Below are 26,994 nucleotides of genomic sequence, written 5' to 3' on the forward strand. Positions count from 1 at the left end.
GTATAGCCATGAAAATGATATTCAAAATTGCAAGAACGGAGATCAAAAATCTGTTCTATTCACCCGTAGCCTGGTTTCTTACAATCGCTTTCCTTGTTCAATGCGGTTATTTCTTTACGGAGGCGATCAATGGAATTTCAAAATTCCAGGATCTGCAGGTCAGGAACAATCCCGGTTTCAAGGGATTTGAAGGCTCGCTGACAGGCTATGTTTTTTTGGGTAATGAAAGTATATTCAAGAATGTTTTGCAGAACCTGTACCTGTTCATTCCCTTGCTCACGATGGGCCTGATCAGCCGTGAGATCAGCAATGGCACCGTCAAGCTTTTGTATTCCTCTCCTGTGAAGACCCGGCAGATCGTGCTGGGAAAATACCTGGCTATCATGGCTTATAACCTGATGCTGTTATTGATCGTGGGTGTATTCATGAGTATAGGCGCATTGTCTATTAAAGATGTGGATTATGGTTTGTTGCTTTCCGCAGCCCTCGGCTTCTACCTGCTGGTTTGCGCTTATACTGCTATCGGTATGTTCATGTCGAGCCTCACCACTTATCAGATCGTATCGGCGCTCGCTACTTTTTTATTCATATTCATACTAACCCGGATCGGTACGCTGTGGCAGCAATATGATTTCATACGCGACCTCACTTACTTCCTGTCGCTTGCCGGAAGGACCAACAAAATGCTGGAGGGACTAATCACTACCAGGGACGTGATCTACTTTGTGCTGGTTACCACCATGTTCGTTGCATTCACGGTCTTCAGGCTCAGGGGCACCCGTGAATCCAAACCCTGGTACATCAAGGGAAGCCGCTATCTCGCTATGGTGCTGGCCGTGCTGGCTATCGGGTATATAACATCAAGGCCGGGAAATATTGGCTACCTGGATGCTACTGCCAGGAAGATCAATACCATTCACGAAAGAACCCAGGATATTATCAATAAAATGGATGGACCAATGGAGATCATCCTGTACACCAACCTGCTGGGAGATGGTCTTGGCCGTGCCTTGCCTGAGTCGAGGAACCATTATATCTGGGATTTCTGGGAGAGGTATTTTCGATTCAAACCCGATATCAAATACAGTTATGCGATGTATTATGATGTAGCAGATAATAATACCCGCATTTTCAAAACCTATCCCAATAAGACATTGAAAGAGATTGCGCAGGAGAACACAAATTTTCGTGGCTACAAATTGGACCGCTGGATGGAACCGGCCGAGATCCGGAAAAAGATCGATCTAAAAGACGAATATTACCGGGTAGTCATGCAGGTGAAGTACAATGGTAGAACTGCCTTCCTGCGCACATTCAACGATAACCAGTTCTGGCCTGATGAGGAAATCATTGCTGCTACATTCAAGAAGTTACTGATAGGGGAAGGGCCGAAGGTCTATTTTTCAACAGGCAGCCTGGAACGGAGCATACATAAAACCGGCGAGCGGGAGTACTATTCACATGCGCTCGCTAAAAATAACAGGCGGGCCCTGATCAACCTGGCCTTTCAATTCGATACCGTGTCGCTTGACCAGCGTGATGTTCCCAAAGACGCCACACTACTGGTCCTGGCTGATCCAAAGGTGGAATTGAGCCCTGTGAAATTACGGCGGCTGGAAAAATATGTGAACGATGGAGGTGACCTGTTTGCGCTGACGGAGCCCGGCAAGCAAGCAGTAATGAACCCTGTCATTCAACAATTGGGAGCCCGATATATGGATGGCACCCTTGTGGAGATCACCAAAGATGAAATGCCCCATATGATCAAGCCCTATATCACTCCTGCATTCTCTATGAAGTCCGAAGAGTCGGCAATGTTCGCTGTGAGGCGTAAGATGATAGAAGCGGATACTTCCAGGAGGCTATTGCCAGGCGCTGCAGGCATTGCCGTGAATGATAGTGCAGGATTTCAAATCAATCACCTGCTTGTAACCACCAAAGGCAGGAATACCTGGGCGAAAGTGGGCAAATTGGTGGTGGATTCGGCAGCGCCCGTTTTTTCAACAGCAACAGGTGATTACAAAATGGATACCTTCAGCACTGCTGTTTCCTTAAACAGGAAGATCAATAACAGGGCGCAGCGGATCGTTCTGGCTGGCGACGCAGATTGGATGAGCACTCACCGCAACGGTGGGGATTATATTAGCAGAACCATCTATAGCTGGATCGATAATAACAGGTTCCCGGTGTATACTCCACGGCCTGCCCCGGAAGATAACCTGCTGACCGTTTCAGTAGGTGGCACGTCGGCCATGAAAACCATTTTCCGATGGATCATTCCCGCTGCCGTGCTGGCGCTGGCCATTGTATTACTGATCAGAAGAAAAAGACAATAACTATTTACATGTACCTACTAACAGACGATCAAACCATCGAGGACCTCAGGCTCTTCAGCAAGCGGGAAAGGAGCGGTATCTATGATCTCTACAATCACACGCATACACGCGGAGGGGAAGCAGTGCTGGAAGAAATGTTCCGGCGCCCGCTGGGCAACAAGGACGCCATCAGGAAAAGAAGCGAGATCATTGCCTGCTTCGCAGAGAAAGGAACGCATTTCCCTTTCAGCGCTTCGATCTTCGATATGGCTGAAAAATACCTGCTGAACGATCAGGAAATGAACAGGACTGCGCAGGCCCAAACAATACTCAGTGAAAAGGATATCAATAATGGAGTAGGAGCTGTGATCGAATTGTTGCAGTTATTGCAGGCGTTCATATTGCAGGATGATGTAACTGCCAATTCCGCATTTGCACAGGACCTGGCCGCCATTCAAAGTCTCCTGGCAGACCCTGCCCTGCAGCCGGTATTCAAGGAGCTACACAAAGGAAAGTTGTCATACGCCGCTGTCACAGCATTCGATCTTTTGTTCAGGATCAGGGAACGGAATAAGATACAGCAGCTATTGGGGCTGGTATACCAGTTGGATGTTTATCTGTCCGTGGCCAGGGTGGCGGTGGAAAGAGGTTTTGTTTTTCCGAAAGTATTACCTGAAGGGAGCAAACGCCTGGTGCTGGAAGGAGTATATCATCCGGAGTTGAAGCAGCCCGTTGGAAATTCCGTCTGGATGAGCAATAACCGGAATCTGATATTCCTGACCGGGGCCAATATGGCGGGCAAGTCCACCTTCCTCCGGGCTTTCAGTACCGCTGTGTATGTGGCGCATATGGGATTTCCTGTAGCCGCCCGCAGTATGGAATTTACAGTGTTGGATGGATTGTTCACTACCATCAACCTGCCGGATAATCTAGGTATTGGCGCCAGTCATTTTTATGCCGAGGTACTGCGTGTGAAGAAAGTGGCTACAGAACTGCATGCAGGCAGGTCGTTGCTGATCGTTTTCGATGAGTTGTTCCGGGGCACCAATGTAAAGGATGCACACGAAGCAACTGTTGCCATTACCAGGTCCTTTGCGGAAAAGCAAAACAGTTTCTTCATCATCTCATCCCATATTGTGGAGGCGGGAGAAGAACTGGCCGAAGCGCCCACCATTGCTTTCCATTACTTACCCACGCGTATGAACGGGCATGTACCCGAATACACCTATACACTGGAAGAAGGGATCACGGCAGACAGGCATGGAATGATCATCATCCGGAATGAAAAGATCCTTGATATCCTCCGGGAGGGAAGGAAAAATAATAGAAAGAAAGAACTGGTACAATCCAGGTGACTACCGTAGCAATGCTGGCCGGGTTTACCTTTTCGGTTACCCGGCCTGTTTATATAACCATTTACAGTGCATAACATGAATTTCAGTATAGACCGGCAGACGCTGGATGAATTGAACCTGCTGGGAAAGTTCCGGCAGGGTTCCGTATACCATCTGTTCAACCGGGTGAAAACAAGGGGAGGTGAACGCTTGCTGGACGCTATGTTCCAGCATCCGCTTACAGACCGTAATGCCATCAATGAGCGGAGTGGCATATTCAGTTATTTTCAAAAGGCAGCACTGGTTTTTCCCTTTGATGTTCAACAGCTCAACCTCATGCAGGAATTTCTGGATGCAGGTTACGGGAGTACCGGCATCGGTGTATTTTCGACTACCTATTTCCGTAAGGTATTATCGGCGCTCACCCGCGATGAAAGGCACAGGAAAAATATCCAGGGGATTCAGGCGGTGATCGTTACACTGAACAAATGCGCATCATTTCTTGAGATCATGCCGGGAACAGGCGGTCTGTTTGGAGAAAAGATGAATGCCATCCGCAGGGTGCTGGGGGGGACACAACTGGAGAAGCTTTGCCAGATGGATATTTACAAAGACCTTCCACTCCGTTTGATGGCGCAGTACAATCACCTTCTCAAGAACAAGCTGGCCAATGAGCTGGAAGAAGTGATACAATTCATACATGAGCTGGATGTGTACATAGCAGTTAGTGAAGTGGCGGAAAGAGCTGGTTTTACCTATGCAAGTGCGGAAGATCCTGCGTTGAATTTCCTGGAGGGGGAAGAGCTGCGACATCCCTGCCTGCAGGGCGCCATAGGTAATGATCTGCGCATGGACCAGAACAGCAATGTTATTTTTTTGACCGGCGCCAATATGGCGGGGAAGTCGACCCTCATGAAATCCATCGGCATCAATCTCTACCTGGCACATATGGGCTTCCCCGTTGCCGCTGGAAAGTTCAGTTTCTCTGTCAGGGATGGAATGTACAGTTCCATCAACGTGGCGGATAATATCGGATTGGGCTATAGCCACTTTTATGCGGAAGTGGTACGCGTTAAGCAGGCTGCAGAAGCTGCCGCCAGTGGCAAAAGGCTGATGCTGATGTTTGACGAACTTTTCAAGGGTACGAATGTGAAAGATGCCTATGATGGCACACTGGCCGTTACAGAAGGATTTGCCGAATACCAGGATTGCCTGTTCATCGTTTCCACCCATATTATTGAAGTAGGCGAAGCCTTAAAAGGAACAGACAATATTCAATTCGTATTTATGCCAACCATTATGGACGGATTACATCCAACTTATACCTACAGACTGGCGCAAGGGATCACGGAGGATAGGCAGGGGATGATGATTATCCGCAACGAGGGGATATTGGAATTGATAGCGGCAACGCCGGTTAACTAACGGTCTGATGTATACGTAATTATGATCTATGCGAATGCGAAGATGGGCTGGTCTGGAAACAGGCCGGCTTTTTTATTTATCAATAATGGTGATCAGTTTCTCCGCTTTCAGCATGCTGCTGTCTGCCGACTTGAGGGAATCCGGGATCCGGGCATTATAGCTCAGCACAAAAGCTCCGTACATTTTCATCATGGGGCCGCTGAAATCGAGCTTCCCGTTCTGGCTGTCCACCACTCCGTTCAATTGTAAAGTGTTGTTGCCGGGATCGGGCTCAAGGTCCAGTGTGATGCCGAAAGGCTGGCCTTTGGCTGGTTGACTGATCTCGATATCATAGAAATACTGGTGATCATAATCGATATAGAAGGTGGCTGACCTGTGCCCGTTGAAAGCGCGGAGAGCGCTGTCCGGCGGAATGATCCTGAGTGGAGTTGAATCCTGGTTGGTCCAGCCATTGCCTCTGAAATAGACCTGGGCTGGATTGTAGGCTACATATAGCGTTGTTTTCGTTCTGATGGAATCGGGAGTATCGCCAAAGGAAATAGTATTATGGACTGTTGTTTTGTTTGGCTTTTTGGCCAGGTAATACATGATGCCACCGATCAGCAGCATCAATACCAGAATGATCCAGGTAGTACGCATGTGATTTGGAGATTGTGTGAATAATTTACCACATTTTATGCAATTAGCATGCCTTGATATGACTACAGTATGTTTTCATAATCAAAACAGCTACAACCAACAGCTATAATTTAGCTTTTTCATGGTTAGGTAATGACCTTTCAAAGCATCAACTTTATGCCTGAAATCCTCCTCATTTCTAAAAAAGTATGTTATGAAAAACTGTAATCAATTCACTCCTCTGACAGAGAAAGAAGCTCTGGAAATCAATGGCGGTGGTGCTCTCGATGGCATCCTGGACACACTTACCGGACTGGTAAGCGCCCTTCCGATCGTAGGGCCCATCCTCGGCACTGTATTGAATCTGGTAAAAGGACTGCTGGGAAATCTCCCGCTGCCTGTTTAACCGGATGGATCATTTGCGGGAGTCCTTACAGGGCTTCCCGCAATTGATCAGCAAGTATCGGGTTTTAATGTATGTAAATGGGAAAGTATAGCCATTAACGTACTGCAAAAAGACCCGTAGACAGCTGCGGGTCTTTTTTTGCTCCCGGTAAATCTCAACAATCAATAATCATGAATACAAACCTTCAATCACTCACTGACCAGCAATGCCAGGAGATCAATGGCGGCTATTCCGTATCCATCAGTTTGCTGGGCATTCCTGTTAACCTCGATCTCACAGATCTGAATACCACTGCTTCCAGCCTGGGTGGATCACTTGTAAATGTATCCACTGCAGTAAGCGGCCTGCTGGTTAATGTTGGTAATATGGTAGGTAACCTGCTGGGTAACCTGGGCAAATAATTACAACACACTACCGGATGGCTTAGTGCTAACGGTAACGAATAACCGGAGTTCCCGTCTTCCGGCAATGCTTACCGCTGAAACTTTTTGGACGGGGAATATAGTATCTGGCCATGGTTTTCAGATACTGTAAAAGGGCTCCAGGTTCATGGGGCCTTTTTCTATTAAATACAACATTCATCTATAATTTAAACTATTCATGGTTAGGTAAATAAGTGGAATAGGAGCAATTTTAATACGCTAAATCTTCCTTCACTTTTTAAAAAATGTAATCATGAAAAGCTTAGATCAATTCAACGGCCTCTCTAACCAGGAGCTTATGGAAATCAATGGCGGCGCTGGTCTGAATGACCTGCTCGCTACGCTGAACAGTGTATTGACACCTACAGTAGCTGCAACTTCTGCCAGCATGTTGATCCTGACTTCAGGAGCGTCTACAGCGCTGAACACCATCGCTGGTGGACTGGCTGCATTCCTCTCTAAACTCAGTATTCCATCTCTGTAAAAAGATTTTCAATGTATTGGCTGTTTCCTGAAAGGCAAAGGAGCAGCCGAAAGAAACCATCCCGGACATTGGATGGGGTTGTAGTGGAGACACTATAACTGTCAGGCATACGTGTAAAAAAGGGCTGGGAATTCTCCCGGCCCTTTTGCTTTACATTTGCATAGGAATTTCTTGAGACCTGTGTTTGCATGAAATGAGGCTCAGTCAATATCTCGCGCGCTGCCATTCCTGTACAACAGCAACTTCTTCTGATTCCAGCAGCGTAGCCGGATTGGTTTGAAGGATGGTGCCGATCTGGTAGAGCCTGTCGATAGTAATCGGCGTTTTGCCGTTTTCCAGCCTGCTGTATGCATTCTGCGAAATATTCAACAGCAATGCCATATACTCCTGGGAGTACTCCCTGTTCCTTCTCAGTGTACGGATCTTGGTTGCCACACGTGCTGTATGGGAAATTGTGGTTTGTAACATATTCAGAGGGTTTCGTACATAGAATGTTGTTTTAATCGATCTCAGTTTATGTAGGTTGTAAAGGATTATCCTGCTGTTCCCACCATCATACCCTGGTGGTGTTGCCATAATTCGGCATAAGTGGTATTGCCTTCCAGCAATTGTGAATGCGATCCCTGCCCCTGCAATTGTCCATTCTTCAATACAACGATCTTATCTGCGTTCATCACTGTACTGAGGCGATGGGCGATCACAATGATCGTCTTCCCATTCCTTCTCAGTCTTTGCAATACCAATTGCACCATCTGGTCTGCAATGGGATCAAGCGATGAAGTGGCTTCGTCCAGGATCAGGATGTCCGGGTCACGGTAAAGCGCACGCGCAATTGCCAGCCTTTGTCGCTGGCCTCCGGACAGGTTCACGCCATGCTCGCCCAGCCAGGTATTGAAGCCGCCAGGCAACTGTTCAACAAATTCCAGGATGCCGAGTTGGCGGCTAATATCTATCACACGTTGCATATCGGGTTCAAACTCTCCCACGGCAATGTTCTCCAGTACCGATCCCGCAAAAAGATCAATTTGCTGCGGCACCACGCTAACGCGCTGGCGCAGGCTTTCATTATCAAAGTAACGTATATCGGTATCCCCGATAGTGATATGCCCGCTTCTTAATGGATAAAGGTTTTGCAGCAGGGAGATCATCGTGGATTTACCGCTGCCGCTTTCGCCAACAATGGCTGTGATACTGTTGCGGGGGATATTGAGATCGAGGTTTTTGAAAACATCCACCCTTGTGCCATAGCGAAAGCTCACCTGGTGGAAACTGATATCGCCTGTTTTGCCAGCTTCCAGTTTTATCTTGTTGGTACTGTCTTCCTGTTCCAGGTCCATGATCTCGAAGAGACGGTCGGCTGCGATCAATGCATCCTGCATGCTTTTATTGGCGCCGATGATGCTCATGGCCGGTCCGGTGAAATAGCCCACCAGCGCATAGAAGGAAAGCAGCTCGCCGGCGCTGAGTGACCTGCCTACCACCATGTAAGCGCCTGCCCAGAGCAGGGCCACTATCAGCAGACCATTCACAAATGCAGCGGCATTGCCGAGATGTACATTGAAAACGCCTGTATGGAAAATGCTTTTGAGCAGTTTGATGAAACGGGATTCGGTTTTCAGGTTGGCATGTTCTTCCAGTCCGAATCTCTTGATAGTAGTGATGGTATTGAGTGATTCAACCAGCTGACTGCCGAGCTCGGCATTGTCTTCCATCATTTTCCTTTGCCATTTTTTGTTGAAGCGATTACTGATGGCATACATGATGAGGTAGAGGGGGATTACGGCCATCACCAGGAAAGCCAGCTTCCACTGGTAGATGAACATCACGATGAATGAGAAGATCACGATGAATGCATTTACGATCAGTCCCATGGCAGTATCGTTGATGAACACACGAATTTTTACCGCATCTGTGATCCGGCTGGTGATCTCTCCCACACGCATGGTGTCGAAGAAAGTCTGTGGCAGTTTCAGCAGGTGCTTGTAATAGCCCAGGATCAGGCTGGCATCCAGGTGCTGGCTGGTTTTGAGTGCAAAGATATTTTTCAGGCTGCCGATGAAGAACTGGAGCATCAGGATCATGACCATTGTCACGCCCATCAGGTTCAGCAGTCTTGTGTTGCCACCGATCAGTACATGGTCCACAATATTCTGAACGTAAAGAGAAACGGAAAGGCCGAGGATGGTATAAACCGCAGCGCCAAACAATACCTGGAGTGATACGGCCTTATGCGGACGCAACAATGTCCAGAATCTGCGGAGGTGCGACACTTTTTCGTTCCCTTCGCGGAAGGTCTCTGCAGGCAGCAGCAATACCAGTACGGAAGTCCAGGTTTTCAGGAAATCTTCTTTTTTGATCGTGTGCGCCTGTCCGTCTATCGGGTCCATCACCACTACTTCTTCAGGTGTTACCTTATAGATCACTACATAGTGTACGATGCGCTGCTGTACAATCACGTGTGCGATGGCAGGAACGGGCATATCCAGCATCGCTTCATAGCTTCCTTTCACCCCTTTGGCTTCAAAGCCCAGTTTCTGTGCAGCTTCCACCAGTCCGAGGATATTGGTGCCCTTGGTATCTGTACCGGCCATCTGCCGGATCTGCGCGATGGGTAATTGCAGGTTGTAATGGGCTGCGATGGATTGAAGACAGGCCGCGCCGCAGTCCGTAATATCGTGTTGCTTTACTTTGGTGTTTTTCTTCAGGTGCATAGGATTTGCTTAGATGGTTATTTCACGGGGACTTCCCTGCCATGTTTGGAATTAGGATTGATCCAGCTATCTGTTCTTTCATAAAGTAATTGCAGTAATCCTCTCCTCGCCAGGATGAAGCGGCATTGCAACGTCATTCCTTTTTTGAGTTTCCCTTCCACGCCATTGGGGAGTGTAAGGGAGGTGTTATCGAGCGCGCATCTTACTTTGAAGAAGGGCTGTTCATTCATGATGGTGAAATCATTATCGATGCTGATCACCTTTCCGTTCAACGTTCCCCAGGAATTGTAATTGAATGCATCCACCTGGAATTTCACAGGCATATCCAGGTAGATATAGCCGATATCTGCAGGTGAAACGAATGTTTCTGCTATCATACCGGAATCAGGTGAAACATAGCCGAGCAGCTCGCCGGTCTGTACACTACCGCCTGCATATCTTCCATTGAACTGTTGTACGGTGCCGCTTACGGGAGCTTTGATCTCCAGCAGGTCCCTTTCACGCTGCAACTGGTCTTTGCCGGAGCTGTATTGCTGTGCTTCCACACGGGCCTGTTCCAGTTCCTGCTGCCAGCGGGCATTCTGTTCGGCTATTCTTGCCTGGTAGTTTGCCTTTGCCTGTTCGTAAGCATATTTCTTTTCGATGAATTCTTTTTTGGCAATCACCTTCTCGTCATAGAGTTTGGTGTACATATTGAAATCGGAGCGGAGTTTTTCCAGGGCTGCCTTTTGCTCAGACAGTGAAGCCTGGTGCAGCAGGTATTGCTGGCGGTATTGACCTGATTTGATTCGATGGCCTGCCCCGCTGGCCAGTAACCTCAGATCGTTGATATATGACTGACGTTTGTTGAGTTCATAGCTGGCCTGGTTCAGCTTACTGTTGGTGATATCCTGTTGCATCAGCAAAAGCGTTTGTCCCTGCCTGACAGTTTCACCGTCTTTCACCAGCACTTTGGCAATAGAACCGGTGGTGAGGCTGCGGAGTTCGGTCTTTTCAGTAATGGGACGAATGATGCCGGGAACATTCACACTAACATCAACTTTGATAAAGATGGCTGCGATCAATGTGACCACAATAGCAGCCAACACGGTGGTATAGATGATCTGGCTTTTCACTTTGATGCGGGGTAGCCAGGTATAAGCAGATTGCTGCATTACCTCGGCTGGCAGGATCCTGGACATGGGATTCGTGTTTTATATACAAACAATTATTCAGGCTTACTTTACTAAGGGTAAGCGGAAAAAATTTTTGGACAGACTGCGGCTTGGGGGAGTTATCAGTTTTCTAAAGAGACGGAAATGATTATACGGGCAAATTACCAGTTCAGATTTAATTTATTCACGAAATGGATATTTTGACCTGATGAGGGGTGGGAACTGGAATGATCCGGGTATAAATGATGGGATGTCAAAACAAAAAATGGCGGTAAACACCGCCATTTTTAAACCCTTTAAATAACCCTGTTCATTAAACAGGATCAAGGACAACGATCAGATTGGTCTTGATAGGCATTGAATCCAGGGCTCATTGGATATAGATCTGGATTGTCTTCGATAGAATGATGGATATTGCCCTTGTGCCCTGCCCTTTAACCTTTGCTATGATCTATAGCGGAAAATGGAACAGTAATTTTTGTGATAGGATCTTGGATGTTCTTGTTGGTAGGCAAATCTTGCGAAATATCAACTCTTTTCAAAAAAACAGCGGAGGACAAATAGTAGATCATTGGAAAAAACTCCATTTGAGGTAGTCAATAAGGGGACAATGAATGGGATCGGGCTGATAATTACAGAAAAATATATAATCGATTGTTTGTATCCGTTAGGCGGTTTTTTCTGAATGATTGTGGCGGGCCGCTTTTGTTCCAGGATTATTGCAGCTGTTCGAGATAAGACCTTAAACTTTCTTCCTCCGTCAGTTTCAATTTTTTCTTCAGCCTGTACCTGGCTTTTTTCACACTCTCAGGCTCAACCGAAAACACACCGGCGATCTCTTTGTTGTTCATCCCTGCTAAAATGAAGCAGGTCAGTTTTACTTCATTGGAAGTGAGATCAGGATGCTTTTTTGTGATCTTGTCGATTGTATGCTGATGCAGCAGGTTGAAGCTGCGGATGAATTCACCCCAGTAATCGTTGTCGCCGATATTACTCCTGATCTCTTTTGCAAAACGACGGCAATCTTCATTATTGCTGGTATGAAGTTTCTCCTGCAACTGTTGCAGGTAATCTGTTTTATTGGCCAGCAGTACGGAACTGGTGGCAATCTGCGCCTGCAGGGTCCTGGCTTCCTCCCTCACTTTTTCTACAAGTCCCCTGGCTTCATGTACAGCAACTTCTTTTTCTTTTTCCAGTTGTTCATATGCTTCGCGGAGAGCGATCTGTTTTTCCTGTTCTGCTACCAGCCTGGCAGTTTCGAGAGCTGCTGCTTTTTCCCGGCTGATATTGGCTTTCATCTTTCTGTACCGGAACCAGATCACAACGCTCAGGCTGCCGAATGCAAGCAACAGGAGTGGCGTCAACCTGCCCTGCCAGTTGTTGAGTCCGCCGATGCTGCTTTTCTTATATGGAAGCACACCCGGATAAGATACGCTCTGGATGGGCATCATAGCGGCTTTTCCTTTCGCAGACATGCTGTCGCGCAGCATTTTTGATTGTCTTTCGTAAGACTGGCTCAATATATTATCGTTGAGCTTGCGATAACAGGTAGCAAGGCCATCGAGGATGGAAGGCTTTAGATAATTGAAGGTACCTGCGCTGTTGATGCTGTTCAGTGTGCGGCGGAGATAATCGACAGCGCGGTTTACGCTGTCAAGCGTCAGGTAGATATCGGCCCTGTCTTTCATGGCCAAAATCGCATAGTGCTCATTGTTATGCTCCATGAAAAGCCGGATAGCGGCTTCGTTTAGCGGCAATGCCTTTGCCCACTCTTTGCGATGGCTCCAGAAATACTGCAGTTCATAATTGTAGAAGGCTAAGAGTGGAAGGGCTTCCGCTTTTTTTGCTGTACCCAGTAGTAAATCGATCTGTTGAAATGCTTTGTCTTCCTGTTCCGCTTCAAAATAGCAGAAAGCCTGGAACAGCGCTGCTTTGGGGCGGATCACCTGTTGTTCCGGTGAGCCGGCCAGCGATGCATGCTGTAAATAAGTAAGGGCTTCCGCATATCTGTCCAGCCGGCAAAGCGCTACACCAATATGATAGTTAAGTTCAGGAAGTATTTCTGCCATGTCTGACTCTACAGCCGTTTTCTGAGCTTCCTGGTAAAATAGCTGTGCCTGCATGTAATTGCGCTGCTGCTCATACAGCGCCGCCAGTTGCCGGTAGCTGGTCACCAATGAAGCTGTATTGCTCGTTTTCATTCCGATGTCGATGGCAGACATCATGTATTTTTCAGCTTCATGAATGTTTTCGTATCGGGAGATCTGGTAGAGTTGGTGAAGGATGGCGATCTGTTGGTCAGGCTTTTTTGTGCGCGAAAGTTTGTTCGTCAGGGAATCACCGGTATGGGCAATACCTGGCCAGAATGCAAACAGCATCAGCAGTGTCATGAGGAATACGGCAGTAGTCCCGGGTTTCAGGTTCAGCATCTTTTTCTTAGGATTATAGATACAGGGATCCAATAAGCGGTTTTTCCGGGGAATTGGTGAGCGAAATAAAGAAAAAACCGATTAAAACACGCTTAAAAAGATTATAATATTATTAAAAGCGGCCGGGTTGCCTACCTTCGCAACATGACCATTCAACAAGTGATCAGTTATCTTGAAGGGATCGCCCCGCCTGCATTGCAGGAGAGTTATGATAATGCGGGACTTCTTACCGGACAGGCCGGATGGCAGTGTACAGGCGTACTCTGTACATTGGATGCCACTGAAGATGTGATGCTTGAAGCTATCGACAAGCGATGCAACCTGGTAGTGGCGCATCATCCCATCATTTTCGGAGGGCTGAAAAAGATCAATGGAAAGAATTATGTAGAAAAGACTGTTATCACAGCCATCAAGAATGATATTGCCATTTATGCCATACATACTAACCTGGACCATGTGATCTGTGGTGTGAATGGCCGGATGGCAGACAGGCTGGACCTGATCAACCGCCGGATCTTATCTCCCAAAGAAGGCACCCTGAAAAAATTATTCACTTTTGTTCCGCATGCCCATGCAGAGAAAGTGCGGGATGCCCTCTTCCATGCCGGGGCCGGAGAGATCGGTAAATACAGTGAATGTAGTTTCGGAGTGGAGGGCACTGGCACATTCAGGGCAGGCGAAGGGGCCAATCCTTTTGTAGGTGAGCAGGGCAAGCGCCACCAGGAAAGGGAAACCAAACTTGAAGTGATTTTCCCCGCCTGGCTGCAATCCGCCGTGGTGCAGGCTTTGATTAAGTCGCACCCCTATGAGGAAGTGGCTTATGATGTGGTGAGCCTGGCCAATGCCCATCCCGGGCAGGGCGCCGGATTGATCGGCGAGCTGGCTGCCCCCAAAACTGAACCAGAGTTTCTTGGCTTCCTGAAAGAGCGTTTCGACCTCCATGTGATCCGCCATACGCCTTTTACCGGGAAACCGGTCAGGAAGGTGGCTCTTTGCGGAGGCGCGGGCAGTTTTCTGGTTTTCAAGGCATTAGGAGCCGGCGCGGATATTTATATTACCGGCGATATGAAGTACCACGAGTTCTTCGATGCCAATGGAAGGATGATAATCGCAGATATTGGCCATTTTGAAAGCGAACAGTTTACCACAGACCTGCTGGTTGATATTTTGCGGGAAAAATTCACTACCTTTGCCGTCCTTAAATCGGGTGTACCAACCAACCCGGTCAATTACTTTTATTGATCCTGTTGGGCCCGGAAATAAACTTTATAATCTTTATCAAACAATATGGCGAACGTAAAAGAATATTCTGTTGAGGAAAAATTATCCTCACTGGTTTCTCTGCAAAAAGTTGAGTCTAAAATAGACGAGATCCAGATCCTGAAAGGTGAGTTGCCGATGGAAGTGAGCGATCTGGAAGATGAAATCCAGGGACTGAATGCCCGCCAGACACGTATTGAGGAAGAGATCAACGGTATTCAGGAGTTCATCAACTCCAAGAAGAACCTGATCAAGGAAGCAGAAGCCCTGATCAAGAAATACGAAAAGCAAAGCGAGAATGTAAAGAACAGCCGCGAGTTCGAAGCGATCAACAAAGAGATCGAAATGCAGCAACTGGAGATGAAGCTGGCTGAAAAACATATCCGCGATGCAAACGAAGAGATCGCAGACAAAGTGGTGGTACTCGACAAAGCAAAAAAGAACATCGCTAATAAAGATGGTGTATTGAACACCAAAAAAGCAGAACTGGAAAAGATCATCGCCGGAACTGAGAAAGAAGAAAAACACTTCGCCAAGCTGGCTTCCGATGCCCGCGAGAAAGTGGAAGAGCGCCTGCTCGTTTCTTTCGACCGCATCCGTAAGAACTACCGCAATGGCCTGGCCGTTGTACCGGTAGAACGTGATGCCTGCGGTGGTTGCTTCAATGCGATCCCCCCTCAGCGTCAGAGTGAGATCCGTCAACGCAAAAAGATCATCGTTTGTGAGAACTGCGGACGTATCCTCGTTGACAGGGACCTGTTCGATTCAGTTGATGTGAAGTAAGGCCCGCGAACAGCACGACTTCGTGTTTTTGTACCTTAGTAATATTTTGGCAGTAAACTCCTCCCTCATGGGGGGAGTTTTTTTATGTACTATATTGCAGCATGACGAATGTGCTGCTCTATGCCTCCCATCGCCAATATCTTCGCTTGCTTGCTGCAAGCATGTTCTTCTGTCTCTTTACCTTTTCCTCCCGGGCGCAAAAGGTTTTCGATTTCAATAATGAATGCCGTACCGCTTACAAAGAGATCCTGAGCCTCAAACTGCAGAACGGACAAAAGATGCTGGATGAAGAAAAACAAAAGCATCCCAATAACCTGGTGCCTTACCTGCTGGAAAACTATATCGATTTCTTCGTGCTCTTCTTCAATGAAGACCCGAAAGAATTTGAGAAAAGATTTCCGAACCGCGATCAGCGACTGGCCCTTTTCGACCAGGGGCCCACAGATTCGCCTTTCTTCCTGTACTCCAAAGCAGTGGTCCATTTTCAATGGGCTGCTATCAGGATCAAATTCGGTTATAGATGGGATGCAGGTTGGGAGTTCCGCCGCTCCTTTTTGCAGGCAAAAGAGAATCTCGAAAATTTCCCTTCGTTCTCACCCAATAAATTGTACCACGGAGCTATGCAGGTAACGGTTGGCACTATTCCCGATGGTTACAAATGGCTTTCCAACCTGCTCGGTATGAAAGGCAATATCAAAGAAGGAATGAGAAGTGTTGAACAATTCGTGAGGGGAAACGATGAATGGGAAAACCTCTTTCACGATGAATCCATCTTTTATTACTGCTATCTACAATTCTATATTCAGAACAATAAAGAAGGCGTTGCAAAATTTATTAAAAGCCAGCAGCTGGACCTGGTGAACAATCATCTCTTTGCATACCTTGCCAGTAACCTTGCATTGAATAATCAGGACAGTGAACGTGCAGAGGATATTCTGGAAAAAAGGAATAAAGGGTCCGAATATCTTTCCACTTCCATATGGGACCTGGAAATGGGTTATGTGAAATTGCACAAACTGCAGCCCGATGCCGCACAATATTTCGATAAGTTCCTGAAAAATTTCAAAGGGAAATTCTACGTTAAGGATGTCTTACAAAAACTGAGCTGGCATTATTACCTGGCGGGAGACCAGGAGAAAGCCAACTGGTACCGTGCCGAAGTGCTCAAACGTGGCAATACAGATACGGAAGCAGACAAGCAGGCGCAGAAAGAAGCGAAGACCGGCAGGTGGCCCAACAAGACTTTATTACAGGCCAGGTTGTTGAACGATGGCGGTTATTATAAAGAAGCGCTTCGCCTCCTGCATGGAAAATCAGTTTCAGATTATCATGCCGTGGAAGATAAATTGGAGCTGTCGTATCGTGTTGGAAGATTGTATGATGATATGGGAGCAGATACGGCAGCCATTCCATTTTATAAGGAAGCCATCAAATTGGGAGAACTCCGGAAAGAATATTTCGCCGCCCGTGCGGCATTGCAATTGGGCATGCTCTATGAAGGGAAGGGAGATAAAACAACCGCCATTACCTGGTACGAGCGTTGTATGAAAATGCCCGACCATGATTATAAGAACTCTCTGGACCAGCGCGCCAAGGCAGGAGTAGCCAGGTGCAAGGGAAATTAGTGGGCTGGGGAAATTAGAGGGCTGGCTGTCGCTCGCCTCCTGGCGAGTGACTTCTATTTTGTCGCCTCCGGCGACGCAGTGTTCGCCGGAGGCGAACCAATACTGGTCACTCGCCGGGAGGCGAGCGACTGCAGCAACCTGATGTTGCGTGAATTTTTCCGATTCTCAGTTTTTCAAATTAATTTGCCTCCACCTATGCTTAAACGTCTTCACATCCAGAATTACGCCATCATCGATGAGCTGGAGATCGCATTCTCTGCAAAGCTGAATATCATCACCGGTGAAACAGGCGCTGGTAAATCAATACTCATGGGTGCTTTGTCGCTGATACTCGGCGACCGTGCAGATCCATCTGTTCTGCTGAACAAGGAAAAGAAATGTGTGGTGGAAGGCACCTTTGCTACCGAAGGCAGGAAGGTGATCAAACAATTCCTGCGCGAGCATGATCTTGATGCCGAAGAGGAACTGGTGATCCGCCGCGAGATCGCTGCCAATGGCAAGAGCCGCGCCTTTGTGAACGATACCCCAGTTAACCTGGAGCAACTGCGTCAACTCAGCAATGTACTGGTTGACCTGCATCGTCAGTTCGATACACTGGAACTGGGTGAAAGTCTTTTCCAGCGCGAAGTGATCGATGCCATGGCCGGTACTGCCGATCAGCTGCAGCAATACAAAACTGTATTCCAGCACTGGTATCATACCAAACAGGAACTGGAAGAATTGCTGCAACAGAAAAATCAATTCACCAAAGAATTCGATTACAACAAATTCCTGTTCGACGAATTGCAGGAAGCAGGGCTTCGTGAAAATGAACTGGAGGAAGCAGAAGCCCATCTTAAATTGCTCAGTAATGCAGAAGGCATCAAGAATACACTCAATAAGGTTTCATTTGAATTGAGTGAAGGCGAGCAACCGATGGTGCAGCAACTCAAAGCGCTCTGTCATCAGTTGCAGTCGTTCTCCGAATTGCACACAGCCATTCCCGTTATCCTGCAAAGATTACAATCCGCGCAGATAGAGATCCAGGATATTGCCGATGAGATCGAAGGACTGAATGATAAAGTGAATTTCGATCCGCAGCAACTGGAGCAACTCAATGATAGGATCTCCACTGGTTACAAACTCCTGAAGAAACATGGTGTGAAAACCACCAATGAACTGTTGGAGATCCGTGATCAGCTCGATAATAAATTACAGGCTGTACTGAATATCGATGATGCGATCCTTAGTAAAGAAAAAGCCGCTGCCCAACTGCAGGATGAAGCTGTTGCATTAGCGGCCAAACTCACTGCGCAACGTCAGAAGCAGGTGAAGCCTTTGCAGGACACGGTGAACAAGCTGCTGGCGCAGGTAGGTATGCCGAATGCGAGATTGCAGGTGGATATTCAGCCTTGTGCTAACCTGCAGGACCATGGGGCAGACAATATCGAATTCCTCTTCGATGCCAATAAAAGCAACCGGTTTGAGCCCATCCGGAAAGTGGCAAGTGGTGGTGAATTGAGCAGGCTGATGCTTTGCATCAAATCGCTGGTGGCTCAATCGCTTGACCTGGCCACGCTGATCTTTGATGAGATCGATACCGGTATTTCCGGTGAGGCGGCTAAACAAGTGGGCATTATAATGAAGGACCTGGCAAAGAAACGTCAGGTGATCAGTATCACCCACCAGCCGCAGATCGCCGGAAAGGCCGATGCACACTACTTCGTGTACAAAGAGATAAGGGGCGGGCAGATCAAAACGAATATCAGGGAACTAAGCAGGGAAGAGCGCATCACTGCCATCGCGCAGATGCTGAGCGGGGAGAAACCTACGGCTGCTGCGTTGGAGAATGCCCGTGAAATGGTGATGAACTAAAGTGTAAATGTTATACATTTACCGCCGCTAACGAAAAACCTATAATAAAGTACAAACAACCATTATGTCGTACAACTTACTCAAAGGAAAGAAAGGGATCATCTTCGGAGCACTGGATGAAAAGTCTATTGCCTGGAGAACTGCACTGCGTTGTCATGAAGAAGGAGCCCAGCTCGTGTTGACCAATGCGCCTGTAGCCATGCGCATGGGAGAGATCAACAAACTGGCAGAAGCAGTGAACGCCCCTGTAATTCCTGCTGATGTAACCAATATGGACGATCTGAAGAAACTGTTCGAAGGAGCGATGGCGCATTTCGGTGGTAAGATCGATTTTGTTCTTCACTCCGTTGCCATGGGCATGAACGTGCGTAAAGGAAAACATTACACTGATCTCGATTATAATTTCAGTCAGAAAACACTCGATATATCTTCCCTCAGTCTTCACCGTGTGCTGAAAACAGCCTGGGATATGGATGCGCTGAATGAGTGGGGAAGCGTAGCTGCATTAACTTATATCGCTGCACAACGTGTATTCCCTGATTACAATGAAATGGCTGATGCCAAAGCATTGCTGGAAAGCGTAGCGCGCAGCTTTGGATATCATTATGGTGTACGTAAGAAAGTACGCGTGAATACCGTGTCACAAAGCCCGGTAAAAACAACTGCAGGCGGTGGTGTGAAAGGGTTTGATGGCTTCATGAGCTATGCTGAAAAGATGAGCCCGCTGGGGAATGCTTCAGCAGACAATTGCGCTGATTACCTGGTAACACTTTTCAGTGATCTCACCAAAATGGTGACTATGCAAAATCTCTTCCACGATGGTGGATTCTCATTCACCGGCGTTACACAAGAGGTGATTGATCAAATGGAAAAATAAACGCTGTTATTGATAGTTGAAGGTTTTACAATAAAGGGCTGACCAAACAGGTTGGCCCTTTTACTTTGAGTGTGGCCAGTCGCTCGCCTCTGGCGAGTGACTTCTGTTTAGTCGCCTCCGGCGACGCGGTGTTCGCCGGAGGCGAACAAATACAAGTCACTCGCCAGAGGCGAGCGACTGGCCACACGCTGATTTCTTACGGGCATAAAAAAGACTGCCTGTAATCAGACAGCCTTCACTCATTCAATAATTTTAAGATCCGCGCCCGGGGATCAATACTCGTCTTCGTTGAAGAAAAAGTCATCCTGGCTGGGATAATCGGGCCATATGTCCTCAATACCCTCATAGATCTCCCCCTCGTCTTCCAACTCCTGAAGGTTCTCTACTACCTCAATGGGTGCGCCGCTGCGGATAGCATAGTCAATCAGCTCGTCTTTGGTTGCAGGCCAGGGAGCATCTTCCAGGTAGGAGGCTAATTCAAGTGTCCAAAACATGTCTGCCTGTTTTAATTGTTTATCTGGAAATTAGAGAAATTTTTAAAAAAGATACGATACCTCAGGATACCAATTTTTTCGCAAAAGTAACCCTCTAATTGAAAAAACCAAATCTATCTTTAAGAAGTGGACGGAACATTTTCTTAAATTTTCCCGCTCCCCATTTCAACTGGCTTCCGGGCCGATGGATTGTAGTATCTTGACGCCTTATTCGTTAATCCTCAACGTATGTTATCTGCCACAGGTATTCAGAAGAATTACGGTCAGTTATGGGTGTTGAAAGGAGTGGACATCAATATCGCCCAGGGCGAAATTGCCAGCATTGTAGGCCCTTCCGGATCCGGGAAAAGTACACTCCTGCATATACTCGGCACCCTTGATAAGCCGGATAAAGGCCAGGTTTCTATCAACGGGCAGGCCATCAATTTCCTGAACGACCGGCAGGTTGCGGCATTCCGTAACAAGCATATCGGATTCGTTTTCCAATTCCACCACCTCCTTCCGGAATTCTCAGCTTTGGAAAATGTGTGTATCCCCGGCTGGATCGCCGGAAGAAAAAAGAAGGAAGTAGCGGACCGCGCCGTACATCTCCTGCAAACCCTGGGCCTGGGAGACCGCACCAATAACAAACCCAATGAGCTCTCCGGCGGTGAACAGCAACGTGTAGCCGTAGCCCGCGCCCTGATCAACAGTCCCAGGATCGTATTTGCGGATGAGCCTACCGGTAACCTGGACTCAGCCAATGCAAGGGAGCTTCACCAGCTCTTCTTCGACCTGCGCAAACAATTCAACCAGACCTTCCTGATTGTTACGCATAACGAAGAACTGGCGCAGATGAGCGACAGGATCCTTCACATGAAAGATGGGAATATCATCTAACCCCGGGGCTTCCACGCAATCTCGGAAATGCCCATGGTATGGCCAACATAGCGGCCCAATACAAAAAGATAATCGCTAAGGCGGTTGAGGTATTGTAAAATGATGGGTTCTACTTCATGACTTTCCAGCTCCAGCCTCACACAACAGCGTTCGGCCCTCCGGCAGACGCAACGTGCAATGTGTAACTGCGATACAGCAGGATGACCGCCCGGCAGGATGAAGAATTTCATCACGGGCAGTGTTTCATTCATTTTGTCGATCGCTTTTTCCAGTGCGGTAACATCGTCCGGCAATAAATCCGGGATCTTCATTTTGGGTTCCTTTTCGGGATCGCAGGCAAGTGCTGCGCCTACAACAAAGAGCCTGTCCTGCACGGATTGCAGCAACTCACGCGCCGGCTCATCCGAAATGAGGTCGCGGCTGAGACCGATGAATGAATTGAGCTCATCCACCGTTCCATATGCTTCTATGCGGAGATCTGATTTGGGAACTTTGGTGCCGCCGATCAGGGAAGTGTTTCCTTTGTCGCCGGTTTTTGTATAGATCTTGAGTGACATGATATTGGTGTTGAAAAGTGCTGCGCTTACGCATGCTGAAGAGTGCCTGCCTGCGTTTTGTCGCTTTCAATGAGGCCGTCACGCAGTCGCACAATGCGTTTTGCGTGGTTGGCGATATCTTCTTCGTGGGTTACCAGTACAACCGTGTTGCCACCAGCCTGGATCTTCCCGAAGATATCCATGATCTCGATAGAAGTTTTCGTATCCAGGTTACCGGTGGGTTCATCAGCAAGGATCAGTGAAGGATTGTTCACCAGCGCACGCGCGATGGCTACACGCTGACACTGACCACCGGACAATTCATTTGGTTTATGATGGCTTCTGTCTTGCAATCCAACTTTCCCGATCACGTCCATGGCCATTTCCGTTCTCTGTTTGCGGCCGATACCGGCATACACCAGTGGCAGGGCTACATTTTCGAGTGCAGTCAGGCGGGGGAGGAGATTGAATTGCTGGAATACGAAACCGATCTCCCTGTTACGGATATCCGCCAGGCTATCGTCTGCCATCTTGCTTACATCATGTCCGTTCAATACGTATTTACCACCTGTGGGTGAGTCCAGGCAACCGAGGATATTCATGAGGGTACTCTTGCCCGAGCCGGAAGGGCCCATCAGTGCTACGTACTCATTTTTCATAATATCCAGGTCGATACCTTTCAGTACCTGTAATTCCTGTTTGCCCATGTAATAACTCTTGCGGATACCTTCGAGGTGGATGATTGATTGCATGCGGATCGGTTTAGCCTTCTTTTCTGATTACTTTAGGCACTTTGAAGAAAACACCATCGGTGCCGGGAGCATTCTTCAGGCCTTCTGCTCTTGAGATGGAACCTTTGACCTCATCTTCCCTCAATACATTAAAGTTGTCTGTCATGTGTAAGAGGGGAGGCACACCCGTTGTGTCCAGCTCATTCAGTTTGTCGACGAAAGCGATCATTCGTTGCAGGTCATTCGAAATAATTTCTTTTTCCGCTTCGCTGAACTGGAGCCGCGCCAGGTTGGCCAGGTTCTCTACCATTGCGTCATTTACTTCCATACTTAACAAAAATAACTGGTTTTGCCAGACTTTTCGGGAGAATAGGATAAAAGGTTTGTTACACTTTAAAAACGCCAACGTTTCTTATCTTCGCCCCCTTATGGAAAAAGGAGCAGAACAACAGATAGTCATGAGTGGCATCAGGCCAACGGGATTTCTTCACCTGGGGAATTATTTTGGCGCCCTGCGCAATTACGTTCGTATGCAGAACGAGTTCACCTGCTATTTCATGGTTGCTGATCTGCACGCCCTTACCACCCTCACAGAAACAAAAGAGCTGAAGTCGAACGTTGCCCGTGTACTGGCGGAGAACATTGCCTGCGGCCTCGATCCTGATAAAGCTGCTCTCTATTGCCAGAGCCATGTTTACGAAACCAATGAACTCTACCTGCTCCTGAATATGCTGGCTTACAAGGGTGAGCTGGAAAAAACAGTCACCTTCAAGGAAAAAGCAAAACTACATCCCGATAATGTGAATGCAGGGTTGCTCACTTATCCGGTACTCCAGGCAGCGGATATCCTTTTACACCGCGCTACATTAGTGCCTGTGGGAAAAGACCAGGAACAACATCTCGAAATGAGCCGCAATTTCGGCAACCGTTTCAATCATCGTTTTGGTGAAGTGTTCCCTGAACCGCACGCTTTCAACTACGGTGATGAGCTGGTGAAAGTGCCCAGCCTCGACGGCGCCGGAAAAATGAGCAAGAGCGAAAACCAGTTTGCTACCATTTATCTTTCCGATGATGATGCTTTGATCCGCAAAAAAGTAATGAAAGCTGTAACAGATAGTGGCGCACCAGAACCCGGCGCTCCGATGAGTACGAATATTTCAAACCTGTTCAGCCTGATGAAACTGGTTTGCACTCCTGATGTGATAGAGCATTTCATGAACACTTTCAATAACGGCACCATCCGTTATGGCGATCTCAAAAAACAACTGGCGGAAGACATGGTGAAATTCATCAGTCCCATCCGCGAGAAAGCCGAAGCTATCCGCACAGACGAAAAATACCTCAGGGAGATCATGGAAAAAGGAGCCGCCAAAGCACGCAAAAGTGCACAGGCCACCATGCTGCTGGTGAGAGATGCCATGGGCCTGAACTATTATTAAAAAAGCCCGGTGCTAAAGTCCAAATTCCAAAAAGAATCGATACCTTAATTTCTCATTGCCAGGGCAGTTACAACTGCTGCAAGGGGGTGAGGCATTTACCATATTCTTATCATTCAACACAAAAATGGCAAAGAGCAAGAAACCAAAGCATATCGCGATTGCAGGTAATATCGGTGCCGGGAAAACTACCCTCACAGAACTGCTCAGCAAGCATTACCGCTGGATCCCTCAGTTTGAAGATGTAGACCACAATCCCTATCTGCTGGATTTCTATGAAGACATGCCGCGCTGGAGCTTCAATCTCCAGATCTACTTCCTAAACAGCCGTCTCAATCAGTTGCTCGATATTCATCGTGGTACCGAAACCGTTATACAGGACCGCACCATTTATGAAGATGCCTATATTTTCGCACCCAACCTTCACGAAATGGGTCTCATGAGCAAACGTGATTTCGATAATTATTTCCTTTTCTTCGAAACACTCAAGAGCATGGTGCAGCCGCCTGATCTCATGATCTACCTCCGCGCCTCAGTGCCCACACTGGTGGCGCAGATCCAGAAGCGCGGACGCGAATACGAAGAGAATATCCGGCTGGACTATCTCAAACGCCTCAACGATTTTTACAATAAATGGATCGATGGATACAAGGAAGGTCCATTGCTGGTGATCGATATAGACAAGAATAAATTCCCGGAAAATGAAGAGCACCTGGGAGAGATCATCAGCAAGATCGATTCACAACTCTACGGTTTGTTCTAAGCTATTTCTTAATGGAGATCACCTGTTGTTTGCCATAAGCGGCAAATGCTTCCAGTGATTTGAGATCAGTGCTGATCTTTGTGAGCCATTCCGCCTGTTTCTCCTTGTTGCGGCTGAAATCGGTTTCCTGGTCGTACAGTTGCTGTTTTTTCTGGTATACGGCCATGATACGGTCGTAAATATTGTTTACATCATGCTGTACTGTGCCGGGATTGAATCGGTACGACTTCATTTCCTTTGCCAGTTTCCGGGCAAAGATCTCGGCAATATCGAAATGTCCCTGCTCGTGTTGGAGCACAGGAGCGGTTCTAACCTTTACCCATGAACGATTTTTATCGAAGCGGCAGCTGATGGTGTAATCAAGACTGGTTTCATCGAAATTGAATTCGATATTGATGATGCTGTTGGTCATGGCAGCATTGGCTGAAGCTGCGTCTGGGCGCGCTTTGAAGTCGTCCCAGCTCAGCTTGCGCGTTTCACTCCAGGATATGGAGGGCGGCTGTTGTTGTACGGATTGCCAGCTCAGTAACCAGATCAGGATGAATGTTTGCATAATTAGCGTAAAGCTAAGAAAATAAAAAAAACTCCATCCGGGGATGGAGTTTCATTGGCAAAAATCGTTGGAGGCCGGTTGTCCGGGAAATTTGGGCTATCTAATGTCATGAAAAAACATGATATAGAATAGCTATTTCCGGACTAAATTTTAGGCGCAGCGGCCAGGATTTCCTCCTGAACGCCGGAGGCATATTTTTCAAAATTCTTTACGAACTGGGCGGCCAGGTTTTTGGCTGCTTTGTCGTAAGCGGCTTTATCGGCCCAGGTATTGCGTGGGTCAAGCAGTGCCGCAGGTACACCAGGGCATCCTTCCGGAATAGCGATGCCGAAGATGGGGTGGTGATGGTACTCCATATTGTCCAGCTTGCCTTCCAGCGCAGCAGAGATCATGGCGCGGGTGTAAGACAGTTTCATACGGCTGCCGGTTCCATAAGGGCCGCCCGTCCAGCCGGTATTGATCAGCCACACGCGCACGCGGTGCCTCTTCATCTTATCGCCCAACATGGCAGCATACTGACCAGGGTGGAGTGGAAGGAAGGGCGCTCCGAAACAGGCGCTGAATGTGGATTTCGGCTCGGTTACACCGGCTTCTGTTCCGGCTACCTTGGCCGTATAGCCGCTGATGAACTGGTACATGGCCTGTGCAGGCGTGAGCTTTGAAATAGGAGGCAGTACACCGGATGCATCGCAGGTGAGGAAGAAAATATTCTGCGGGATCTCACCGATAGATGGCTCCAGTGCATTGCTGATATAATTGAGGGGATAGGAAACCCTTGTGTTCTCTGTGATCTGTTTGCTGGAGAAATCGATGGTTTTGGTGCCGGGGAAGAAAGTGGTGTTCTCTACCAGGGCGCCGGGACGGATAGCATGAAAGATCTCAGGCTCTTTCTCTTCGCTCAGGTCGATGGTCTTTGCATAGCAACCACCTTCAAAATTGAAGATATTGTCGCTGGTCCAGCCATGCTCGTCATCTCCAATCAGTTTACGGTTGGGATCTGCGCTCAGTGTGGTTTTGCCGGTTCCGCTCAATCCGAAGAACAATGCTGTGTCTCCATTCTCACCCATATTGGCGGAGCAGTGCATACTCAGTACGCCTTTATCGTGAGGCAGGATATAGTTCAGTACAGAGAAGATACCTTTCTTGGTTTCACCGGTATAACCGGTGCCGGCAATGAGGATCATTTTGTGTTTGAAGCTGACAACGGCAGCATTGTGCTGACGGGTGCCGCATTCCTGTGGGTCCAGTTTCAGTTCAGGAGCCGAGAGGATGGTCCACTCAGGCTGGAAGTTTTCCAGTTCTTCTTCCGTTGGGCGAAGGAACATATTGTAAGCGAAAAGATTGGTAAATGCCTTTTCGTTCACCACGCGGATGTTCAAACGATACCTCGGATCGGCGCAGGCATAGCAATCGCGCACCCACAATTCATTGGCCTTGTTCAGGTGGGCCACGATCTTTTCGCGGATCACATGAAAATATTTTTCTTCGATAGGGAGGTTGAAATCGTTCCAGTTCACAGTGCTTTCTGTGGTCTCATCTTTCACAGTGAATTTATCCTTCGGACTGCGGCCGGTAAATTCGCCGGTTTGAATCACCAGTGCCCCTGTATCGTTGAGAACGCCTTCTCCGGTGCGCAGCGAGTCCTGCACAAGCTCCTCGGGGCTTAGTTGATAGTGGAGTGTAGCAGTCTCCTTTAACCCAAGCCTGGTTAATTCTTGAATGGGAATGTTAACAGTTGGTACTGACATAAAACAAGCATTGTTTAAGTTAGGCGACAAAGGTAGAATTTAAAAATATTCAAAACAAAGCCCCATATTCCGGTAAAATTGAATGAAATGCATGTTTTTGGGGGCTTGTATTGAATATTATTCAACTAACAATTGTTCGTTGTAGCAATTTACAAAA

General features: G+C 47.7%; 25 protein-coding genes. 14 read left to right on the forward strand and 11 right to left on the reverse strand.

Annotation, left to right across the window (positions count from 1 at the left end; genetic code table 11):
* Positions 1–8 precede the first annotated feature (8 nt).
* The 3 genes from D9Y29_RS18770 (at position 9) to D9Y29_RS18780 (ending at position 5,074) form a co-directional block, all read left to right on the forward strand.
* On the forward strand, positions 9–2,336 hold the full coding sequence (locus tag D9Y29_RS18770; RefSeq protein WP_127131084.1) for an ABC transporter permease subunit: 2,328 nt from the start codon (positions 9–11) through the stop codon (positions 2,334–2,336).
* Between the two features lie 8 nt (positions 2,337–2,344).
* Complete coding sequence (locus D9Y29_RS18775) at positions 2,345–3,670, forward strand: MutS-related protein (protein ID WP_127131086.1); 1,326 nt, start codon at positions 2,345–2,347, stop codon at positions 3,668–3,670.
* A 75-nt stretch (positions 3,671–3,745) separates the two neighbouring features.
* Entirely contained in the window at positions 3,746–5,074 is a 1,329-nt protein-coding gene (locus D9Y29_RS18780) for a MutS-related protein (RefSeq protein WP_127131088.1), read from the forward strand.
* A 72-nt stretch (positions 5,075–5,146) separates the two neighbouring features.
* Here the strand turns inward: D9Y29_RS18780 and D9Y29_RS18785 are convergent, their stop codons facing one another.
* Complete coding sequence (locus tag D9Y29_RS18785; RefSeq protein ID WP_127131090.1) at positions 5,147–5,713, reverse strand: hypothetical protein; 567 nt, start codon at positions 5,711–5,713, stop codon at positions 5,147–5,149.
* Between the two features lie 193 nt (positions 5,714–5,906).
* Between D9Y29_RS18785 and D9Y29_RS18790 the strand changes: the two genes are divergently transcribed.
* From D9Y29_RS18790 to D9Y29_RS18800, 3 genes are all read left to right on the forward strand, one after another.
* Positions 5,907–6,098: a hypothetical protein gene (locus D9Y29_RS18790; RefSeq protein WP_127131092.1), complete on the forward strand. Its 192-nt coding sequence runs from the start codon at positions 5,907–5,909 to the stop codon at positions 6,096–6,098.
* 170 nt (positions 6,099–6,268) lie between these two features.
* Positions 6,269–6,499, forward strand: coding sequence for a hypothetical protein (locus D9Y29_RS18795; RefSeq protein WP_127131094.1), 231 nt, complete (start codon positions 6,269–6,271; stop codon positions 6,497–6,499).
* Positions 6,500–6,773: 274 nt separating this feature from the next.
* A complete protein-coding gene (locus D9Y29_RS18800; RefSeq protein ID WP_127131096.1) occupies positions 6,774–7,004 on the forward strand; it encodes a hypothetical protein in 231 nt (76 codons plus the stop codon).
* 204 nt (positions 7,005–7,208) lie between these two features.
* Here D9Y29_RS18800 and D9Y29_RS18805 read toward each other — a convergent pair whose 3' ends face one another.
* From D9Y29_RS18805 to D9Y29_RS18820, 4 genes are all read right to left on the reverse strand, one after another.
* The gene (locus D9Y29_RS18805; protein WP_164735477.1) at positions 7,209–7,472 is read right to left on the reverse strand and encodes a helix-turn-helix domain-containing protein; all 264 of its coding nucleotides are present in this window, start codon (positions 7,470–7,472) and stop codon (positions 7,209–7,211) included.
* 65 nt (positions 7,473–7,537) lie between these two features.
* Positions 7,538–9,715: a peptidase domain-containing ABC transporter gene (locus tag D9Y29_RS18810; protein WP_127131100.1), complete on the reverse strand. Its 2,178-nt coding sequence runs from the start codon at positions 9,713–9,715 to the stop codon at positions 7,538–7,540.
* 17 nt (positions 9,716–9,732) lie between these two features.
* Positions 9,733–10,896: an HlyD family secretion protein gene (locus D9Y29_RS18815; protein ID WP_127131102.1), complete on the reverse strand. Its 1,164-nt coding sequence runs from the start codon at positions 10,894–10,896 to the stop codon at positions 9,733–9,735.
* A gap of 689 nt (positions 10,897–11,585) precedes the next feature.
* On the reverse strand, positions 11,586–13,331 hold the full coding sequence (locus tag D9Y29_RS18820; protein WP_127131104.1) for a tetratricopeptide repeat protein: 1,746 nt from the start codon (positions 13,329–13,331) through the stop codon (positions 11,586–11,588).
* A 111-nt stretch (positions 13,332–13,442) separates the two neighbouring features.
* On the opposite strand from D9Y29_RS18820, the gene D9Y29_RS18825 reads away from it, so the two are divergent.
* From D9Y29_RS18825 to D9Y29_RS18845, 5 genes are all read left to right on the forward strand, one after another.
* Positions 13,443–14,540 (forward strand): Nif3-like dinuclear metal center hexameric protein, encoded by a 1,098-nt coding sequence (locus tag D9Y29_RS18825; protein ID WP_127131106.1) that lies wholly within the window; start codon positions 13,443–13,445, stop codon positions 14,538–14,540.
* Between the two features lie 45 nt (positions 14,541–14,585).
* Positions 14,586–15,341: a zinc ribbon domain-containing protein gene (locus tag D9Y29_RS18830; protein WP_127131108.1), complete on the forward strand. Its 756-nt coding sequence runs from the start codon at positions 14,586–14,588 to the stop codon at positions 15,339–15,341.
* A 101-nt stretch (positions 15,342–15,442) separates the two neighbouring features.
* Positions 15,443–16,966, forward strand: a complete 1,524-nt coding sequence (locus D9Y29_RS18835) for a tetratricopeptide repeat protein (protein WP_241237982.1) — start codon at positions 15,443–15,445, stop codon at positions 16,964–16,966.
* A gap of 195 nt (positions 16,967–17,161) precedes the next feature.
* Positions 17,162–18,820 carry a DNA repair protein RecN gene (recN, locus tag D9Y29_RS18840; RefSeq protein WP_127131110.1) on the forward strand — a complete coding sequence of 553 codons (1,659 nt, stop codon included), beginning with the start codon at positions 17,162–17,164 and terminating at the stop codon, positions 18,818–18,820.
* Positions 18,821–18,884: 64 nt separating this feature from the next.
* Entirely contained in the window at positions 18,885–19,697 is an 813-nt protein-coding gene (locus tag D9Y29_RS18845; RefSeq protein ID WP_127131112.1) for an enoyl-ACP reductase FabI, read from the forward strand.
* A gap of 272 nt (positions 19,698–19,969) precedes the next feature.
* Here D9Y29_RS18845 and D9Y29_RS18850 read toward each other — a convergent pair whose 3' ends face one another.
* Positions 19,970–20,191 (reverse strand): DUF2795 domain-containing protein, encoded by a 222-nt coding sequence (locus tag D9Y29_RS18850; protein WP_014221625.1) that lies wholly within the window; start codon positions 20,189–20,191, stop codon positions 19,970–19,972.
* Between the two features lie 228 nt (positions 20,192–20,419).
* Between D9Y29_RS18850 and D9Y29_RS18855 the strand changes: the two genes are divergently transcribed.
* Entirely contained in the window at positions 20,420–21,070 is a 651-nt protein-coding gene (locus D9Y29_RS18855) for an ABC transporter ATP-binding protein (protein ID WP_127131114.1), read from the forward strand.
* Here D9Y29_RS18855 and D9Y29_RS18860 read toward each other — a convergent pair.
* From D9Y29_RS18860 to gatC, 3 genes are read right to left on the reverse strand one after another with little or no spacing between them, the layout of a single operon-like run.
* Complete coding sequence (locus tag D9Y29_RS18860; RefSeq protein WP_127131116.1) at positions 21,067–21,627, reverse strand: cob(I)yrinic acid a,c-diamide adenosyltransferase; 561 nt, start codon at positions 21,625–21,627, stop codon at positions 21,067–21,069. The two genes, D9Y29_RS18855 and D9Y29_RS18860, sit on opposite strands and share 4 nt — an antisense overlap.
* A 26-nt stretch (positions 21,628–21,653) precedes the next feature.
* Positions 21,654–22,358, reverse strand: coding sequence for an ABC transporter ATP-binding protein (locus D9Y29_RS18865; protein ID WP_127131118.1), 705 nt, complete (start codon positions 22,356–22,358; stop codon positions 21,654–21,656).
* 10 nt (positions 22,359–22,368) lie between these two features.
* Positions 22,369–22,665 (reverse strand): Asp-tRNA(Asn)/Glu-tRNA(Gln) amidotransferase subunit GatC, encoded by a 297-nt coding sequence (gene gatC / locus D9Y29_RS18870; RefSeq protein WP_127131120.1) that lies wholly within the window; start codon positions 22,663–22,665, stop codon positions 22,369–22,371.
* Positions 22,666–22,765: 100 nt separating this feature from the next.
* On the opposite strand from gatC, the gene trpS reads away from it, so the two are divergent.
* Together trpS and D9Y29_RS18880 are read left to right on the forward strand one after the other, a co-directional pair.
* Positions 22,766–23,776: a tryptophan--tRNA ligase gene (trpS, locus tag D9Y29_RS18875; RefSeq protein WP_241237983.1), complete on the forward strand. Its 1,011-nt coding sequence runs from the start codon at positions 22,766–22,768 to the stop codon at positions 23,774–23,776.
* A 124-nt stretch (positions 23,777–23,900) separates the two neighbouring features.
* Complete coding sequence (locus tag D9Y29_RS18880; protein ID WP_127131122.1) at positions 23,901–24,536, forward strand: deoxynucleoside kinase; 636 nt, start codon at positions 23,901–23,903, stop codon at positions 24,534–24,536.
* Between the two features lies 1 nt (position 24,537).
* Here D9Y29_RS18880 and D9Y29_RS18885 read toward each other — a convergent pair whose 3' ends face one another.
* Positions 24,538–25,089 (reverse strand): DUF922 domain-containing protein, encoded by a 552-nt coding sequence (locus D9Y29_RS18885; RefSeq protein WP_127131124.1) that lies wholly within the window; start codon positions 25,087–25,089, stop codon positions 24,538–24,540.
* Between the two features lie 143 nt (positions 25,090–25,232).
* Positions 25,233–26,837: a phosphoenolpyruvate carboxykinase (ATP) gene (pckA, locus tag D9Y29_RS18890; RefSeq protein WP_127131126.1), complete on the reverse strand. Its 1,605-nt coding sequence runs from the start codon at positions 26,835–26,837 to the stop codon at positions 25,233–25,235.
* Between the last annotated feature and the right edge of the window lie 157 nt (positions 26,838–26,994).

The sequence above is a fragment of the Pseudoflavitalea rhizosphaerae genome, assembly GCF_003991355.1.
Taxonomy (GTDB): Bacteria; Bacteroidota; Bacteroidia; order Chitinophagales; family Chitinophagaceae; genus Pseudobacter; species Pseudobacter rhizosphaerae.